Annotated in this window: 22 protein-coding genes; 13 read left to right on the top strand and 9 right to left on the bottom strand. The window is 62.0% G+C overall.

Translation table 11 applies throughout. The features are described 5' to 3' along the window. The first annotated feature begins 282 nt into the window (after positions 1–282). A complete protein-coding gene (ilvA, locus tag LB524_RS25795; RefSeq protein ID WP_140665554.1) occupies positions 283–1,539 on the top strand; it encodes a threonine ammonia-lyase IlvA in 1,257 nt (418 codons plus the stop codon). Continuing rightward, on the top strand, positions 1,536–2,090 hold the full coding sequence (locus tag LB524_RS25790) for a DUF1697 domain-containing protein (protein WP_224531100.1): 555 nt from the start codon (positions 1,536–1,538) through the stop codon (positions 2,088–2,090). The genes ilvA and LB524_RS25790 overlap by 4 nt, the downstream gene beginning before the upstream one ends. Before the next feature lie 47 nt (positions 2,091–2,137). Here LB524_RS25790 and LB524_RS25785 read toward each other — a convergent pair whose 3' ends face one another. Together LB524_RS25785 and gloA are read right to left on the bottom strand one after the other, a co-directional pair. After that, positions 2,138–2,431: a DUF2218 domain-containing protein gene (locus LB524_RS25785; RefSeq protein WP_224531098.1), complete on the bottom strand. Its 294-nt coding sequence runs from the start codon at positions 2,429–2,431 to the stop codon at positions 2,138–2,140. A gap of 128 nt (positions 2,432–2,559) precedes the next feature. Next, positions 2,560–3,000, bottom strand: coding sequence for a lactoylglutathione lyase (gene gloA, locus LB524_RS25780; RefSeq protein WP_224531095.1), 441 nt, complete (start codon positions 2,998–3,000; stop codon positions 2,560–2,562). 217 nt (positions 3,001–3,217) lie between these two features. On the opposite strand from gloA, the gene LB524_RS25775 reads away from it, so the two are divergent. The 3 genes from LB524_RS25775 to LB524_RS25765 are packed head-to-tail and all read left to right on the top strand — an operon-like array spanning position 3,218 to position 5,184. Then, positions 3,218–3,811, top strand: coding sequence for a cold-shock protein (locus LB524_RS25775; protein ID WP_224531171.1), 594 nt, complete (start codon positions 3,218–3,220; stop codon positions 3,809–3,811). A gap of 23 nt (positions 3,812–3,834) precedes the next feature. Then, positions 3,835–4,395, top strand: a complete 561-nt coding sequence (locus LB524_RS25770) for a DUF192 domain-containing protein (RefSeq protein WP_224531092.1) — start codon at positions 3,835–3,837, stop codon at positions 4,393–4,395. A gap of 21 nt (positions 4,396–4,416) precedes the next feature. After that, entirely contained in the window at positions 4,417–5,184 is a 768-nt protein-coding gene (locus LB524_RS25765) for an alpha/beta fold hydrolase (protein ID WP_224531089.1), read from the top strand. Between the two features lie 49 nt (positions 5,185–5,233). Here the strand turns inward: LB524_RS25765 and LB524_RS25760 are convergent, their stop codons facing one another. Continuing rightward, positions 5,234–5,830, bottom strand: a complete 597-nt coding sequence (locus LB524_RS25760; RefSeq protein ID WP_224531086.1) for a hypothetical protein — start codon at positions 5,828–5,830, stop codon at positions 5,234–5,236. Positions 5,831–5,963: 133 nt separating this feature from the next. Here LB524_RS25760 and cysE point away from each other — a divergent pair, with 133 nt between their 5' ends. Further along, the gene (cysE, locus tag LB524_RS25755) at positions 5,964–6,812 is read left to right on the top strand and encodes a serine O-acetyltransferase (RefSeq protein WP_015318060.1); all 849 of its coding nucleotides are present in this window, start codon (positions 5,964–5,966) and stop codon (positions 6,810–6,812) included. 139 nt (positions 6,813–6,951) lie between these two features. Beyond that, complete coding sequence (locus tag LB524_RS25750) at positions 6,952–7,155, top strand: DUF3126 family protein (protein WP_006200852.1); 204 nt, start codon at positions 6,952–6,954, stop codon at positions 7,153–7,155. A gap of 52 nt (positions 7,156–7,207) precedes the next feature. On the opposite strand, the gene LB524_RS25745 is transcribed toward LB524_RS25750, so the two are convergent. Continuing rightward, positions 7,208–7,939, bottom strand: a complete 732-nt coding sequence (locus LB524_RS25745; protein WP_140823585.1) for a hypothetical protein — start codon at positions 7,937–7,939, stop codon at positions 7,208–7,210. 147 nt (positions 7,940–8,086) lie between these two features. On the opposite strand from LB524_RS25745, the gene LB524_RS25740 reads away from it, so the two are divergent. Together LB524_RS25740 and LB524_RS25735 are read left to right on the top strand one after the other, a co-directional pair. Further along, positions 8,087–8,413 (top strand): DUF6949 family protein, encoded by a 327-nt coding sequence (locus tag LB524_RS25740; RefSeq protein WP_263485710.1) that lies wholly within the window; start codon positions 8,087–8,089, stop codon positions 8,411–8,413. Between the two features lie 19 nt (positions 8,414–8,432). Beyond that, a complete protein-coding gene (locus tag LB524_RS25735; RefSeq protein WP_015318057.1) occupies positions 8,433–8,960 on the top strand; it encodes a gamma carbonic anhydrase family protein in 528 nt (175 codons plus the stop codon). A 36-nt stretch (positions 8,961–8,996) separates the two neighbouring features. Here the strand turns inward: LB524_RS25735 and LB524_RS25730 are convergent, their stop codons facing one another. The 4 genes from LB524_RS25730 to LB524_RS25715 form a co-directional block, all read right to left on the bottom strand. Beyond that, positions 8,997–9,560, bottom strand: coding sequence for an ankyrin repeat domain-containing protein (locus tag LB524_RS25730; protein WP_224531084.1), 564 nt, complete (start codon positions 9,558–9,560; stop codon positions 8,997–8,999). Between the two features lie 220 nt (positions 9,561–9,780). Further along, positions 9,781–10,389, bottom strand: coding sequence for a transglutaminase-like cysteine peptidase (locus LB524_RS25725; protein WP_224531083.1), 609 nt, complete (start codon positions 10,387–10,389; stop codon positions 9,781–9,783). 283 nt (positions 10,390–10,672) lie between these two features. After that, positions 10,673–11,290 (bottom strand): PilZ domain-containing protein, encoded by a 618-nt coding sequence (locus tag LB524_RS25720; protein ID WP_015318053.1) that lies wholly within the window; start codon positions 11,288–11,290, stop codon positions 10,673–10,675. Between the two features lie 119 nt (positions 11,291–11,409). Beyond that, complete coding sequence (locus tag LB524_RS25715; protein ID WP_015318052.1) at positions 11,410–12,042, bottom strand: PAS domain-containing protein; 633 nt, start codon at positions 12,040–12,042, stop codon at positions 11,410–11,412. Positions 12,043–12,472: 430 nt separating this feature from the next. Here LB524_RS25715 and LB524_RS25710 point away from each other — a divergent pair, with 430 nt between their 5' ends. After that, the gene (locus LB524_RS25710; protein WP_140665519.1) at positions 12,473–13,228 is read left to right on the top strand and encodes a rhomboid family intramembrane serine protease; all 756 of its coding nucleotides are present in this window, start codon (positions 12,473–12,475) and stop codon (positions 13,226–13,228) included. 86 nt (positions 13,229–13,314) lie between these two features. Next, positions 13,315–13,746, top strand: coding sequence for a CBS domain-containing protein (locus LB524_RS25705; protein ID WP_015318050.1), 432 nt, complete (start codon positions 13,315–13,317; stop codon positions 13,744–13,746). A gap of 44 nt (positions 13,747–13,790) precedes the next feature. On the opposite strand, the gene LB524_RS25700 is transcribed toward LB524_RS25705, so the two are convergent. Then, positions 13,791–14,048, bottom strand: coding sequence for a YjhX family toxin (locus tag LB524_RS25700; RefSeq protein WP_015318049.1), 258 nt, complete (start codon positions 14,046–14,048; stop codon positions 13,791–13,793). A gap of 288 nt (positions 14,049–14,336) precedes the next feature. Here LB524_RS25700 and gatB point away from each other — a divergent pair, with 288 nt between their 5' ends. Further along, the gene (gatB, locus tag LB524_RS25695) at positions 14,337–15,836 is read left to right on the top strand and encodes an Asp-tRNA(Asn)/Glu-tRNA(Gln) amidotransferase subunit GatB (RefSeq protein WP_140792528.1); all 1,500 of its coding nucleotides are present in this window, start codon (positions 14,337–14,339) and stop codon (positions 15,834–15,836) included. Positions 15,837–15,840: 4 nt separating this feature from the next. Next, positions 15,841–16,335, top strand: a complete 495-nt coding sequence (locus LB524_RS25690; RefSeq protein WP_140792530.1) for a GNAT family N-acetyltransferase — start codon at positions 15,841–15,843, stop codon at positions 16,333–16,335. The last annotated feature ends 21 nt before the right edge of the window (positions 16,336–16,356 follow it).

The following is a 16,356-nucleotide window of genomic DNA, read 5'->3' as shown; positions in this document are numbered from 1 at the left end:
CGACCGCGGGCGCAGTGTTGCGCGAAAGCCAAAGCGGGTGGCAAGGCCGCAACGTCGCACAAGTCAGGCACCTGCAACTGGCCGGATGTCGAACTTCCGCGTCCACCAATGCGCGGCTCAGCGCGACGAAGAGGCATGAACAAACGTCCCCAAGTGCTTGCTAGCATTTCGGGAAGGCGCCGTTGCGGGCACGGGCTCGACCGGGCAATGGTCTTGCGGGGCCAGATGTGTAATAGGGTTCTCCTCTAACTCGCCCGCGGGCGATCCCGGGATGATCTTGCCATGACCAGCTTTTCCTCGCGCGTCGCCACCGCCGCCTCCGCGATCCGCCAGATCTTCCCGGAAACGCCGCTGCAGGAAAATGACTATCTGTCGAAGAAGACCGGCGCGCGGGTGCTGCTGAAGCGCGAGGATTTGAGCCCCGTGCGCTCCTACAAGATCCGTGGCGCCTTCAACTTCTTCCGCAAGGCGCTTGGCGAAGGCAACCAGGCCGAGCTGTTTGTCTGTGCGTCCGCCGGCAACCACGCGCAGGGCTTCGCCTTCGTCTGCCGCCATTTCGGCAAGAAGGGCGTGGTGTTCATGCCGGTGACGACGCCGCAGCAAAAGATCGACAAGACCAGGCTGTTTGGCGGCGATTTCGTCGAGATCAGGCTGGTCGGCGATTTCTTCGACGACTGCTACCGCGCCGCCTTCGAATTCACCGAAAGATCCGGTGCCCACATGGTGCCGCCCTTCGATCACAAGGATATCATCGAGGGTCAGGCGACGGTCGCCTACGAGATCGCGGACCAGATGCCGGGCGGGCGCATGCCCGACATCGTCATGCTGCCGGTGGGTGGCGGCGGGCTCGCCGCCGGGGTGACGCACTATTTCGCCGATCAGGGCCGCGAGGCGCGTTTCGTCTTCTGCGAGCCGGCCGGCGCGCCGAGCCTGCGCGAGAGCCTCGCCGCGGGAAAACGGCTGAAGCTCGCCAAGGTCGACAACTTCGTCGACGGCGCGGCGGTCGCCGAGATCGGCCGCGAACCCTTGCGCTATCTCAAGGAGTTTGCCGCCGACAGCGTGCGGCTCATCCCGGAAAACCGGCTCTGCGCGACCATGATCGAGATGCTCAACATCGAAGGCGTGGTCCTGGAGCCCGCCGGCGCGCTGGCGATCGACGCGCTGAAGGATTTTTCCAGGAAGGAGATCAGGGGCAAGACCATCGTCGCCGTGGTGTCTGGGGGCAATTTCGATTTCGAGCGGCTGCCGGACGTCAAGGAAAGGGCGCTGCGCTTCGAGGGCCTGAAGAAATACTTCATCATCCGTTTTCCGCAGCGGCCGGGCGCGCTGCGCGACTTCCTCGACATGCTGGGTCCCGACGACGACATCGCCCGCTTCGAATATCTGAAGAAGTCGGCGCGCAATTTCGGCTCGGTGCTGATCGGCATCGAAACCAAGGATCGGCGCAATTTCGATCTCCTTGAGGCAAATTTCGAGGCCGAGGGCGTCCAGTATCAGGACATCACCGAAAACGAGACATTGGCCGGGTTCATCATATGAGCGGAAAGATCTTCATCGCCCTGTTTTCCGGCATCAATGTCGGCGGCAACCGCATCGTCAAGATGGCGGAGTTGCGGGCCTTCTTCGAGGATCTCGGCTTTTCCGATGTCGCCACCTATGTGCAGAGCGGCAATGTCGTGTTCCGGGCCGACAAGGGTGATGCGGCCGCGCTGACCAAACGGATCGAGGCGGCCTTCGAGACAAAATGGGGTTTCCATTCGCGCATCATGGTGCGCGATTTCAAATGGTTCGAAAGGCTGGTGCGCGAAAATCCATATCCGGAAGCGGCCGCCGACCACACAAAGCTCCACGCCTATGCGCTGGAGCGTGAGCCGACCGCCGACGAGGTGGCGCGGTTGGCGGAAAAGTGCACTGGTCCCGAGCGTTTCGAGGTCAAGGGCGACGTGCTCTACCTCAGCGCGCCGGACGGGCTCGGCAAATCGGTGTTCGCCAACCTCATTCCGCGCACGTTGAAAGTGCCGGGCACGGCACGCAATTGGCGTTCGGTGCTGGCGCTGCTGGAGATGGCGGGCAAGTCCCGCAGCGACTGATCCGTGCGTCTCGCCGGAAATGCGGGGCGGCGACACGCATGAACGAACTACGCCGCCTCGGCGCGTTTCCAGTCGAAGGCCAGTTCTTCGCGGAACGCAAAGCGCTTGATGTGGTCGGCAACGACGCTTTCGAGGCGCTCGATCGAAGCGGGCTCGTCGGTCGATACCGTGATGTGCAGCGCTGCCCCGTCGGCGTCCATGGCCGTACGGCCGAGTGAAAGGTCGATGATGCCGTGGTTGGGGTCGAACTCGACGGGAAACTTGTGCGCCCAATGCTTGCACAGCTGTTGCAGATAGCGGCTTGCATGGGCCGTGGTGACATTGGCATGGCTTGTCGGCATGAAGGTTCTCCGAAGCTCAATCTCATGACGAGGCGCCGCTCTTCCGAGCAGGCGCCATGGCTGCATAGATAGGCACAACCTCGCCAAACACCATCGAGTGGCCGCCGGCCACTCGAAAAGGTGATCGATTACCAGCTTCCGGAATTCGCCATCGATGCCCACGGCTCGGCCTTGGCCTTGGCTGGGCCTTTTTGCAGAAGCTCGATGGAGATGCCGTCAGGCGACTTGATGAAAGCCATGTTGCCGTCGCGCGGCGGCCGGTTGATGGTGACGCCATTGTCCATCAGATGCTGGCAAGTGGCGTAGATATCGTCGACCTCATAGGCGAGGTGACCGAAATTGCGCCCGCCCTTGTAGTCTTCCGGATCCCAATTGTAGGTGAGTTCGACCAGCGGCGCCTTCTCGTTGATGCCGCTCTGCTCGTCTTCCGAAGCGGCCAGGAAGATCAGCGTGAAGCGGCCCTGCTCGTTTTCATAGCGGCGAACTTCCTTCAGGCCGAGCTTGTTGCAGTAGAAATCGAGTGAGGCATCGACATCGGCGACGCGGACCATGGTGTGCAGATAGCGCATGTGTTTTCCTCGATCTGTTGGGTTGCGGCGCAACATAGGGTCGGCCCGGTCAAAGGGCAATCGTGAGGCGGCAAGCGGTGCCGGCAAAGAACAAATCCGGTATTCCCGCAATGAACCGTGAAAAAAGGCACGTCAGGTCTTGCACACACCGGAAGCCGCGGTGTTAATCTGGTATCAAGAATCAGTTGCGGTGTTCTTGAATAAAGGGGGCATTCTTATGGGGGAAAAGGCCTCTTTGACGGGGCGGGCCAATACCCTTGGCGACGCTTTGACGCGCGACGAAGGCGGCGATGCCGACCTGGCCGAGATTGCCGGCGCCATCAAGTGGTTCGATGTGGCCAAGGGCTATGGCTTTATCCTTCCCGATGACGGTGTTTCGGGCGATATCCTCCTCCATGTGACTTGCCTTCGACGGGACGGCTTCCAGACTGCCCTGGAAGGCGCGCGCGTGGTCTGCCTTGTCAAGCAGGGTGAGCGCGGGCTGCAGGCGTTCCGTGTGCTTTCCATGGATGTCACCACCGCCGTCCATCCCGCGGAAATGCAGGAACAGCGCACCCACGTCTCGGTGACTCCGGAGAGCGGGCTCGAACGCGCTTTGGTCAAATGGTTCAACCGCACCAAGGGGTTTGGTTTTCTGACGCGCGGCGAGGACACCGAGGACATTTTCGTCCATATGGAGACCTTGCGGCGCTACGGCATCACCGAGCTTCGGCCAGGGCAGGTCGTGCTTGTCCGTTTCGGCCGCGGTGACAAAGGCCTTATGGCCGCCGAAATTCACCCCGATATGGGCACCTTGCCGGTCTCGCATTAGGGCGATCCGGCCGAGGATTTCATATGACACACAGGAACGGGCTGACGGCGGGCGTGATGTGCGCTGTGGCTGCCGTCATTGTCGCCGCCGCCGCATTCTTCTATTTCCAGGTACCCAGCGCGGCCGATGGCCGGGCCATGGTCCTTCCCGTCGATCCCGCGCCGCTGGTTGTGGCGACGAAAAACGGAGATCGCTCGTTTTCCATTGAAGTCGCTGACACCGACGCGGAGCGGGAGGCCGGGCTGATGTATCGCCAGGAGATGGCGGACGACCATGGCATGCTGTTCGTTTTTCCGATCCAGCAACAGGTCGGCTTCTGGATGAAGAACACGCCGATGCCGCTTGACCTGATCTTTATTGGTCAGGACGGCAAGATCCGGGCTATCAAACAGGGCGCACCGCAGTCCGAGGCCGTCATTTCACCTGGCGTACCCGTGCGTTTCGTACTTGAACTCAAGGCCGGCACGGCCGCCAGGAACGGCATCGAATATGGCAATCTGTTGAGCCACCCGGCCATCGGCACGGTCTCCGGTCCGAGTGCGCCGCCGGCGGACGACGGCGATGCGCCAAGTGGCGGCGGCTGAGTGCCGATGGTGGTGTAGCCGATGCAGTTTTTCTTTCATGACGGGTTCGATCTGGCTTTCCTCGACCGCCAGCCGGCATCGGGCGAGGGCGATCCGGTGCTCATGATCCACGGCTTTGCGTCGAGCCATTATGTCAACTGGGTGTCGCCCGGCTGGTTCAAGACGCTCAACGATGCCGGCTACCGCGCCATCGCCTTCGACAATCGCGGCCACGGCTCGTCATCCAAGAGCTATGAGGAGGTCGATTATACACCGGCGAAAATGGCTTCGGACGCGGCAGCCCTGCTCGGTCATCTCGGCATCGAGCGCGCCCATGTCATGGGTTATTCGATGGGCGCGCGCACCGCGGCCTTCCTGGCACTGTCCGACCCGGACAAGGTGGCGACGCTGGTCTTTGGTGGCCTCGGCATCGGCATGATCGATGGGGTAGGCGATTGGGATCCGATCGCCGCCGCCCTTCTGGCCGAGGATCCGGCCGCGACCACCCATCCGCGCGGTCGCTCTTTTCGCGCCTTCGCCGACCAGACCCGCAGCGACCGCCGGGCGCTTGCCGCCTGCATCGTCACCTCACGGGAACTGCTTGATGAGCAGGATATTGCCCGCATCGCCCAGCCGACGCTGATCGCGGTCGGTACCACCGACGACATTGGCGGATCGCCGGACGAGCTTGCGGCGCTGATGCCGAACGCCAGGGCCTTCCACATCGAGGGCAGGGACCATATGCTGGCCGTCGGGGACAAGACCTTCAAGCAGCGCGTGCTGGAGTTTTACGCCGAAAATCCGCTCTGAGGCTCCGGCGTTTGGGGACGAGCGTCTCGGGTCGCGAAAATGATCTAAATCAGGTCAAGGCCTGCAGCGACCGCGCCATGTTCCGCCTTGCCTGCGGCTCGAAGCGCTGCCGGAACTCCTGCGTGTGAAAAATATGCGGGCGGGCAAGGAAGCTTTTCAGCACCGCGCCGCGGCCGGCACGCCACATCGGCTCTTCCACCCAGCCATATTCGTGGCGAACCGCGCGTTCATAGGCGTCGAATGCATCCGGCGCGGCACCCAGGATCGAAAGATCCATGTCGAGGAACAAGCTGGCGTCGCGCGTCGCCGCAACGTCGTCGAACAGCGGCACCTGGTGCGTGGCGGTGGCGAGGATCATTGCGCTGACGCGGCTCAGCCGCCCGGCATCGATGCGGCCGGCGAGCTTTTGCTCGGCAAGGGCGGCACTTTGCGCCTCATTGTCCTTGGCCCTGCTGTCATACACGGCGTCGTGGAACCAGATCGCCGCTTCGACGGCCTCGGGGTCGTCCAGAAGCGTTCGATAGTCGCCGGCCAGACCCAGCATCGCTTCGATATGGGCGAGGTTGTGATAGTGGCGATCGCCGGCCTTGTAGAGGACCGAAAGCTCGGTTTTAAGGGCATCGTCGATCAAGGGTTCGTTTTCCATGGCTGCTTGAATTCCCGCGAACCAAATCCATTTGACACAGCACTAAGGAAAATTGAGTTCAATCATGCTATGAACTGGCTTATATGTGCGGCCAGATGGCAGGCAGACTAGCAGGACGCAGGACGAGACGTCGATGAACAGCATCAGCATTTCCCGCCAAAGCGCGTTACAGCCGGTCGATCCGATCTGGCGTTCGATCCGCGACGAAGCGATGGAAGCGGTCAACCGCGACCCCTTGCTGGCCGCGTTCCTCTATTCCACGATCCTCAACCAGGAGAGTCTGGAAGAGGCTGTCATCCATAGGATCGCGGAGCGGCTTGCCCATCAGGATATCGGCTCCGATCTCATCCGCCAGACCTTCAAGTCGATGCTCGCCGACGACAAGGACTGGCCGACCACGGTGCGCGTCGACATACAGGCTTACTATGACCGCGACCCGGCTTGCGACCGGTTCATCATGCCGGTGCTCTATTTCAAGGGCTTTCATGCCATCCAGACCCACCGGCTGGCGCATTGGCTGTGGAACCACGGCCGCAAGGATTTCGCGCTTTACCTGCAGAGCCGTTCGTCCGCGGTCTTCCAGACCGACATCAATCCGGCCGCGCGCATCGGCAAGGGCATCTTCATCGATCACGCCACCGGCCTCGTCGTCGGCGAGACGGCGGTTATCGAGGACGACGTTTCGATCCTGCATGGCGTGACGCTGGGCGGCACCGGCAAGGCCGGCGGCGACCGCCATCCCAAGATCCGCCACGGCGTGCTGATTGGCGCCGGCGCCAAGATTCTCGGCAACATCGAGATCGGCCATTGCTCAAAGATTGCCGCCGGATCGGTGGTGCTGTCGCCTGTGCCGCACAACAAGACGGTAGCCGGCGTGCCGGCCCGCGTGGTTGGCGAGACCGGCTGCGACCAGCCTTCGCGCCAGATGGACCAGCTTCTGCCGTCGCAGAAGATGGACCATGTCATCAGTTTCGATATCTGATTTGCCGGCAGTTGCCCCGGATGATTGCCCGGCAGCGCTGCCGCTTCCGGTGCAATAAGGCCGGCTTGCCTTTACATCGCCATTGTCGACGTGCCAGAAGCGCCGTTCAAACGAGCAAGCCGATGATCGGAGAAGACTGTTGAAGCCGGACGAAATCAGAAAGCTGGACGCCTATTTCAAGCGCGTCTTCCAGAACCCCAAGCTTGAGGTCAAGGCACGGCCGCGCAAGGAAGATTCGGCCGAGGTCTATGTCGGCGACGAATTCCTCGGCATCGTCTTCAAGGACGAGGACGACGGCGACTACAATTTCTCGATGGCGATCCTGGACATCGACCTGGCCTGAGCCCGCAATGCCACGGCAGGCCGCATCGAGCGCGGCCGGCCTCTTCTGCCTGTCAATGTCCGGTCTTTAGGATTCGCCCCGCCTTGGCCGTGATTGCCGCGTCTAGCGTCTGCCAGTCGTCAAGGAATTCCCTTGGGAAGCGATAGGTAAGGCTGAGATCGTCCCCGACATGGATATCCCGCTCGCAGGGCGCCAGCGATTCGCCGGCGCTCGGCCCGCTGAGGCAGCGGGCCACGAAAGGGTCGGTGCCCGCGCGCTTGCCGACGACCAGCACCTCGTTCAGGTAGCCTGATTTCTCATTGAACCCGTAGACCGTCGTGCCGCCGGGGCCTGGTATGCCGGGCTGGATGATGAGCGCGCTGTAGATCGGCCCGAACCGGCCGCTCATGTCGCGCGACATCATCTGCTGCTCGAAGGACAGGAAAATGATGTTCCTGTTGGCTCCGGCGTGATTGAAATCATCGCGCGACGCCTCGCTGTAGCCGTCCATCTGGGGATAGCGCATATAAAGGTCGAGGCGCGTGGCGACGCCGTCGCGCCGGGCCTGCTCGAACCGGATGAAATTGGCCGGCACGGTGATGACGTTCTTGCCGATCACCACTTCGCGCACGGTCGCGTCGTCGGTGTAGCCGGCCATGGCAATGGAACGGCCGAACCATTTGCCGCCAAGGCTGATGGCTATCGACAGCAAGGCCAGAGCCGCGAACGCGTAGAACACCCGCTTCATCAGCATGGAATCGACCACGGTCAGTTTCGGGCCGTCGGCGATCGCTGCCTGCTTCATCTCGGTCCTCGTTCCACCGCCAAACGGCCATCCGTGTGTCCGCGGTCCAAGTGTCCCTTGACGGCACACTTCGCACGGCACGGCCCTTGCAGACTTCCTGAAACGACTGTGCGATTGCATGGTAAATGGAGGGTTAATGTGGCCCAGATGGAACTCTTGCTGTTCGCTTTTGTCGTCGGCTTGACGGTTTGCGGTCTGGCGGGCTCGACAATGGAGCTGGTATCGGGTCGCAAGGTCGCCTTCACCGAACCCTATGTGTCGCCCGCCCATGTGCTGCGCTCGCTGGCTGTGACCGCGGGCGCCGGGCCGTTCATGCTGGTCAACGATGCGCTTGACGCCAGGCGCGCGAACCGCATCTCGACAGTGGCGCTCCTGTCATGCGGCTGCACCGCTATTGCCTGGTCGTTGGCGCTGGGCATCGTCGTACTGGCCATTGCTTCCTGGGCCGTCGGTCTCCTAGGGTTTCCAGCCTGAGGCGATTCGGAGACCGACAATGCCGCTTTATGCGATCGATGGAACGGAGCCGAGCTTCGCCGACGCGGACTCGAACTGGATCGCGCCCGATGCGACGCTGATCGGCGACATCAGGATCGGCCGCAATGCCGGCTTCTGGTTCGGCGCCGTCATCAGGGGTGACAACGAGCCCATCGTCATCGGCGCCGACACCAATGTGCAGGAACATACCGTCATGCACACCGATCCCGGCTTTCCGCTGACCGTCGGCGAGGGCTGTACGATCGGCCATCGCGCCATGCTGCATGGCTGCACGATTGGTGACAACAGCCTGATCGGCATGGGCGCCATCGTGCTCAACGGCGCCAGGATCGGCAAGAATTCACTCGTCGGCGCCGGCGCGCTGGTCACCGAAGGCAAGGAATTTCCGGACAATTCGCTGATCGTCGGCTCGCCCGCCAAGGCGATCCGGGTGCTGGACGACGCGGCGGTCGAGCGGCTGCGGGCCTCGGCCGCGCACTACGTCGCCAACGCCAGGCGCTTCAAGCTCGGGTTGAAGAAGGTCTGAGGTCTCGGCCGGCATGCCGTCGGCCACCGGCGCCTATTAATCCCGGCTGCCGGTTGCGCGCTCCGCAAGGGCTGCCCGCAGCAGCGATGCGCCCACCTCGAACCCTGCAATCTCTGCTTCTTCCAGCGCTGTCGTGCAGTGGTCGATGCGAGTCCTCAAAGAGGGATCCGCGCCGGCGGCAAGAAGCAGGCGGATCGCCTCGGCGTCTCGCATGGCCACGGCGTGATGGAGCGGCGTCCAGTCGTTGACACCTCGCATGTCTGCACTGGCGCCGTGATCGATGAGGATGCGGATGATGTCGAGCTTGTCGGCGCGCTCGGTGGACAGCGCCGCGATGATCGATGGAAATCCGGCATGATCGTCGTAGTTCGGGCTCGATCCGGCGTCGAGCAGCGCCGCGACGAAGGCAAGAGGGCTCCAGTAGATCGCGTATTCGAGCGGATGGCCAAGGCCGAGCTCAAACGGCATGCGCTCGTCAAACCAGCGGGGCGAACAGCCCAGGACGGTGCCGAGGCCCTCGAAGTCACCAGCCTTGAAGGCATCGTCGATCGCCTTGAACAGACGATGGCGTTCGCATCGATCTTCCGGAGTTTCCTGCATGGCTGCGGTCCAGAAGGCGGAGTTGCCGACTGATAATATCTCGATCTTCCGCCTGTGGAGATTAATATCACAATGTACTGATGTCTTCCCAGAAATGGCGGAGCCGGCCCGGGGACGGGGCCGGCTCCTTTGACCCGGTCGTTGGGGACGGGGAGGGTGGGGACTCGACCGGGCTTCTCGTTAGGCGCGTCGTGCAACGCGCCTGATCTCATTGGCGTCCTCAGCGGACGCTGGCGACCGCATCGGAACGGCCGTCGTTGATCGTCACCCAAACGCCGGAATTCTCCGTCGATTGACGCTTGAGATAGGTGTAGTCGGTATCCGTCCAGGACAGCACCTTGGTCTCAAGATTGTCGAGGATGAACTCGCCGAGGCTGGTGCGCACGGTCAGCACCGCGTGGCCGTCGCCATTCGGCTGGCGCGCAACCGTCATCAAGAGGTCACCGGCCGGCACGCCCGCATCCATCAACTCGCGGCGCTTTTCCAGCGCGTAGTCCTCGCAATCGCCATAGCCATTGTCCGGGTAGGCCCAGTATTCCTCGGCACCGTAGTTTTCCATGTCGGTGCGCGGCTTGATGCGGGTGTTGACCGAATTGTTGACGCTGACGATCGTCGCCCAGAGCTTGCGGCTCAGGTCGACAGGCGCCCCCTTGGCGGTCTTCTCGTTGCATTCGCCGGGGATGCGTTGGCAGAATTCATAGTGGCCAACAGGCTGCGTCGTGCGTCCGCCGGTATGCATATAGGCCGGTCCCGCGGCATATGCTGATCCCCAGGCGAAAAGCTGCATCGCCATTGCCATCAGCAACAGCTTGCCCCTCGTTTTTTTCATTGTTCAGTCTCCCCGTTCGAAGGAGACAGTGCCACATCTGGATTTATTCGACGCAAAGGCCCGAAGTAGATTTTAAGTAAAACGCCTATAGAATAAACATAAAATTTGAGTCATTTTAGTATTGAATTGGTTGGATTGTTGCACTGGGGTTTCGGCAAATTCGGCCTCGCCCGGACCATTTCCGACTATGTCGACCTGCCGTCCAAGATCTATCGATCGCCGTACCCCGAAATCGAAAAAGCCGGCCGCGAGGGCCGGCTTGACGGGCATGCTTTGCGGCCGATCAGGCGCGCGGCGTGTTGAATTCGGAATCGAGCGTCTCGGGGCGCTGGATGACGGCGAATTCGATGGCGACGCCATCTTCGAAATGCCGGACGATCTGACCCCGCATCGTGCCGAGCATGACCTGGACGCCGATCGCCGGTTTCACGTCGATCTCGATCGCGGCGCCCGACAGCGACAGATCGATGATCCGGCACTGATACTGGCGGCCGTCGGTGAGCTGCAGCACGCTGGTCGGGTTGCGGGGCGAGACGCGCTCGTGGCGGCGGTCTTCCGGCAGGTCGAGTTCGTGCTTGTTGGCAAGCCATGTCAACTGCGCGGCGAGTTTGTCCTTCTTGCGGTCGGACGCGATCACCGTCATTGCGAAGCCATCCGGCAGCGTGCGTGTCAGCACACCCTCGATGCGGCCGATATGGTCGATATAGGCGATGACTTTCTCGCCGGGCATGCCGATGCGGTCGGTGCGAAGCGCCACGTTGCCGGGCGACATGTCCACGACCTGGCATGGGTGCTCAGTGCGGTCCTCCAGCATGAAACGTCCGTAGATCTTGACCCGGACGCGCTGAAAGTTACGCCTTTCAGCTTGGGACGGCGCGTAGTCGACCGCCGCTGACCTCATGACTGCCTACACCCCGTTTGGCATTCCCGCGCGTGGATGCGAGGAACTTCAGCAGAGAACTACAACAAATCGGGTTAACAAAGGGGAAAAACGAGCCTGCAAGACCATGCGATCGTCAACTATTCGTCCCGCCCGCCGTCGAAAACGACGAGATGGCGGATGCGGCGGGCACGGCCGAGCGCGGAGATCGTTTCAGGCGCCTCGATCTCGTCGGGAACGAGCGAGGGAACGTTGATCGCCGGACGGCTGTTCAGCAGTTCCTTCTCCGGGTCGATGACGCGGATGGAATCGATCAAGGCGTCGGTGATCGGATCCGCGCCCAGCCAGAACGGCTTCTCCACGGCGCTGATCACGCCGAGGCAGCGTGGATTTTCGATGCCGCCGTCGAGCGGCAAGGCGAGCAATTCGAACTTGTTGGAGCGGCCGTTGCGGCTGAAGCCCTCGAAAATGATCAGCACGACCGATTTCTGTTCGAAAACCCCGTGAATGAGCCGCGAAACCAGCCTCTGGTCCTTCTCCCGCCACAGCGACGGGAAGGAGAATCCCTTGAGTTCGCGGCCGTAGGAGGCGCAGAGCCTGGTGCCGGCCAGGCGAAATACAGGCTGCCCACGCGTGTCCTTTTCGAGGATGAACGTATCGGCCAGCAGCGACTTGATATCGGCCGGCTCGACTTCCGATCGCTTCGGAGCGGGGCGTCCGTCACGCAGGCGGTTCCAATAGTGGAACAGCGTGATCGATCCGTTTTGGTTCATACTACAAAGCTCCGCGCATTCTGTCGTCTGATGTCCCATCGGTGAACAGAAGGGCGCCCTCCGATGACCTACATGCGTTGGGGAGCAGGAAGCGTGCCAGCGTCGTTAACACTTGTTCACGGGTCGGGGCTGTTAAGGTTAACAACTGGTTTACGTTGCGCCCTGGGTCGCCGCGTGGCACACCAAAACCACTCCAGAAGCGATCGTTTCGCGACGATCGGCAGCACTTCAGTCAAGAGTTTTAGGGGAGCAGGGGCTCGACCGGCCGTTCAGGGGAAACCTTGGACGGCTTCTTTTTTGATTCGCCCCTTTGATTCGGAGCGGGACGATTCGCCGTTTGCGGTTCCATCGGCGGTGATCTAGATGCTCGCCAGACCGGACCAGCCCAGTCGAACCAGCCCCGTCGAACCAGCATCGAGTGCGATTGCAGATGAGCGAACAGCAAAATCCGTCCGAGCCCGAACCGGCCGAGACCATGCCGCCACCGGTGCGTGAGCCGGTGTTCAATCTGCCGCCGATCGTGCTGGCGGTGATCGGCATCTGCGCGGTCGTCTACCTGCTGCAGCAATATGCGCTGAACGACGCCCAGCAGATGACGCTGCTCTATGACGGAGCTTTCATTCCGGTCCTCTATACCGGCCGGTACGGGTTCGACTGGTTTCTCTTCACGCGGCCTTTCACCTATGCCTTCATGCATGGCGGCTTTGCCCATATCGCCATCAACATGGTCTGGCTTGCCGCCTTCGGTTCGCCGCTGGCCAATCGGCTCGGCGCGCTTCGGTTCGCGTTGTTCTTTGCCGCCACCGGGTTGGCTTCGGTGGCGCTCTTCTGGGCGATGCATCCGTACGGAGAAGCGCCGCTGGTCGGCGCATCGGGCGCCATATCGGGCATGATGGGGGCTGCGGCGCGCTTTGGCTTCCGCACCGACCGCTCGGCCGGCAAGGCTGCTTTCGCCGGCCCGGTGCTGCCGGTCGGGGTCGTGCTGCGCTCGCGCGGCGTCGTCATCTTCCTGGCCATGTGGATGATCATCAATCTGGCCACCGGCCTTCTCGGCTTCGCGCCCGGCGTGGATGGCCAGGTCGCCTGGGAGGCCCATATCGGCGGCTTTGTCGCGGGCTTCTTCGGCCTGCGCTGGTTCGACGGGATATGGCAAGCGCCCGAATGGGAGACCTCCGACCGGGCTTGAAATGCAACCGATCACGGCGCACGATGTTCACTCTTATGTGAAAGCCGGTCAGGCAGGAACCGGTTGGCAAAGTAGAGGAGGACGCCATGACGGTTAAGGCCATTCTCGAGCAAAAAGGCCATGACGTGTTGACGCTCGGGCCGAACGAAAAACTGAGCGAAGCCATCCGCATCCTTGCCGAGCACAGGATCGGGGCGCTGGTCATCACCAATGGCGATCGCAAGATCGTCGGCATCCTTTCGGAGCGCGACATCGTGCGCGTGGTAGCCAGGGAAGGCGGTGCCGCCCTCGATATAGCAGTGCGCTCGGCGATGACGCCGAAGGTGAAGATCTGCAACGAAAACCACACCGTCAACGAGGTGATGGAGATCATGACCAGGGGCCGCTTCCGCCATCTCCCGGTGGAAAAGGACGGCCTGCTCGATGGCATCGTATCCATCGGCGACGTGGTCAAGCGCCGCATCGAGGACGTCGAGCGCGAGGCCGAGGAAATCCGGGCCTACATCGCTACCGCCTGAGCGGCCGGCAACTACCGGCCGGGTGCCGGCCGGCGGCACCAAGGCTACCTGTTGTCGAGTTCGGAGCGAACGAGTTCGAGCCCGCGCTTCGTGATGCGGTAGGGCCCGCCGCCGGACGACGAAACCGCCTTCTTGCGTTTCAATTTTCGAAACAGGTCGGGATCGACGCCGGGGTAATGCCAGCCGTCGCGGGTCAGGCATTTGACCGAGGCGATCCGTTTCTTGTCGTTCTTTTCGATTTCAATGCGTCCACCCTGCGCGAGCAGGTGCAGGATGCGCTGTTCAATGCGCGAAATATCCATGTGAAGAGTTCCCGGAAAACGAGAAATACCGCCGCCGCGAAGCTTCGCGGCACGGGGTTTCAGGTTTTCTGCCCTGCCTCGCTACGAGGTCAGGGCCTCACCGGGACTGAGCGTAAGTGGACATCCACTCTCCTAAGTGGACATCCACTCTCCATTGAGACGAACGGATACAGGCGAAAGCGGTCGAAGAGGCCAGCCCACGGCTTTGCGCCCACGGCTTTGCGCTTGTCTCTTTTGGCGGTTTGCACTAGCGAAGTTGCATTAATGCACTTCAGTCCGTAGGCCACAATGAGCATCATCGACACTCGCACCCCTGACGCAAAACGCCTGATATCCGGCGCCACCGGCGACTGGGAGATCATCATCGGTCTCGAGGTGCACGCACAGGTCATCTCGGAAGCAAAGCTGTTCTCCGGCGCTTCGACCGCTTTCGGTGCCGCGCCCAATGCCAATGTCAGCCTTGTCGATGCGGCAATGCCAGGCATGCTGCCCGTCATCAACGAGGAATGCGTCAAGCAGGCGATCCGCACCGGCCTGGGGTTGAAGGCGCAGATCAACCACAAGTCGGTCTTCGACCGGAAGAATTATTTCTATCCGGACCTGCCGCAGGGCTACCAGATCTCGCAGTTCAAGCAGCCGATCGTCGGCGAGGGCACGGTCATCGTCTCGGTCGGCCCCGACCGCCAGGGCGAGTTCGAGGACATCGAGGTTGGCATCGAGCGCCTGCACCTGGAGCAGGATGCCGGCAAGTCGATCCACGACCAGCACCCGACCATGTCTTATGTCGACCTCAACCGCTCCGGCGTGGCGCTGATGGAGATCGTGTCGAAACCCGACATGCGCTCCGGCGATGAGGCCAAGGCCTATGTGACCAAGCTGCGGACCATCATGCGCTATCTCGGCACCTGCGACGGCAACATGGACGAAGGCTCGTTGCGCGCCGACGTCAATGTCTCGGTACGCCGGCCAGGTGGCGAATTCGGCACGCGCTGCGAAATCAAGAACATGAACTCGATCCGCTTCATCGGCCAGGCCATCGACTACGAGGCGCGCCGGCAGATCGCCATCATCGAGGACGGCGGCAGGATCGACCAGGAAACGCGGCTGTTCGACGCCGTCAAGGGCGAGACGCGCTCGATGCGCTCCAAGGAAGAGGCGCACGACTATCGCTACTTCCCCGATCCCGACCTTCTGCCGCTGGAATTCGACCAGGCCTATGTCGATAGGCTGGCCAAGGAATTGCCGGAACTGCCCGATGACAAGAAGCTGCGGCTGATCTCCTCGCTCGGCCTCTCGACCTACGACGCCGCGATCCTGGTGTCGGAAAAGCCGATCGCCGATTATTTCGAGAAGGTGGCGGCCGGTCGCGACGGCAAGCTCGCCGCCAACTGGGTCATCAACGACCTGCTGGGTGCTCTCAACAAGGCCGGCAAGGACATTGAATCCGCTCCGGTTTCGCCAGACCAGCTTGGCGCTGTCATCGATCTGATCAAGGAAGGCACCATCTCCGGCAAGATCGCCAAGGACCTGTTCGAGATCGTCTGGAACGAGGGTGGGGATCCGCGCCAGCTGGTCGAAAGCCGTGGCATGAAGCAGGTCACCGATACCGGGGCCATCGAGAAGGCGGTCGACGAGGTGATCGCGGCCAATCCCGACAAGGTCGAGCAGGCTCGCGCCAAGCCCACCATGGCCGGCTGGTTCGTCGGCCAGGTGATGAAGGCGACTGGCGGCAAGGCCAATCCGCAGGCCGTCAACGACCTCGTCAAGGGCAAGCTCGGTATCGAGTAAAAGCATGTTCGTTCGCACCGCCGGGGATCGCGACCTCGCAGCCGTCCGGGCGTTGCTCGTCGAGACCTGGCATGCGACGTATGACGCCATCTATGGCGCTGAGCGGGTCACCGAAATCACCAATGAATGGCACTCCATCGCCTCGTTGAAGGCCAGGCTGGCAAAGCCGAACAGCGAGTTCCTCGTTGCCGATGACGGCAAGCGCATTGGCGGCATGGCGTTTGCCGAAGCCGTCGATGGCGGCGGCGTGGTCATGCTCAGGCAGATCTACGTGCTTCCCTCGCTGCAGGGCCGCGGTATCGGCGGCATGCTCCTCGACGAGATCATCGAGAGTTTTCCGGAAGCTCACCGCATTCGGCTCGAAGTGGAAGAGAAGAACACCCGCGCCGTTGCCTTTTATCAGGCCAACGGCTTCGTCCAGATCGGCCGCACCGAGAATTGCGGCTCCGCCAGCTCTGCCATCCCGGCGCTGATCTATGAACGGGTACTTGCCGCCTGAGCACCGTGGCGGCGTGATCAC

This window comes from Mesorhizobium sp. ESP6-5, assembly GCF_020164695.1.
GTDB lineage: Bacteria > Pseudomonadota > Alphaproteobacteria > Rhizobiales > Rhizobiaceae > Mesorhizobium > Mesorhizobium australicum.
The sequence above is the reverse complement of the archived record's forward strand: the minus strand, read 5'-3'. Positions and strand labels throughout refer to the sequence as shown.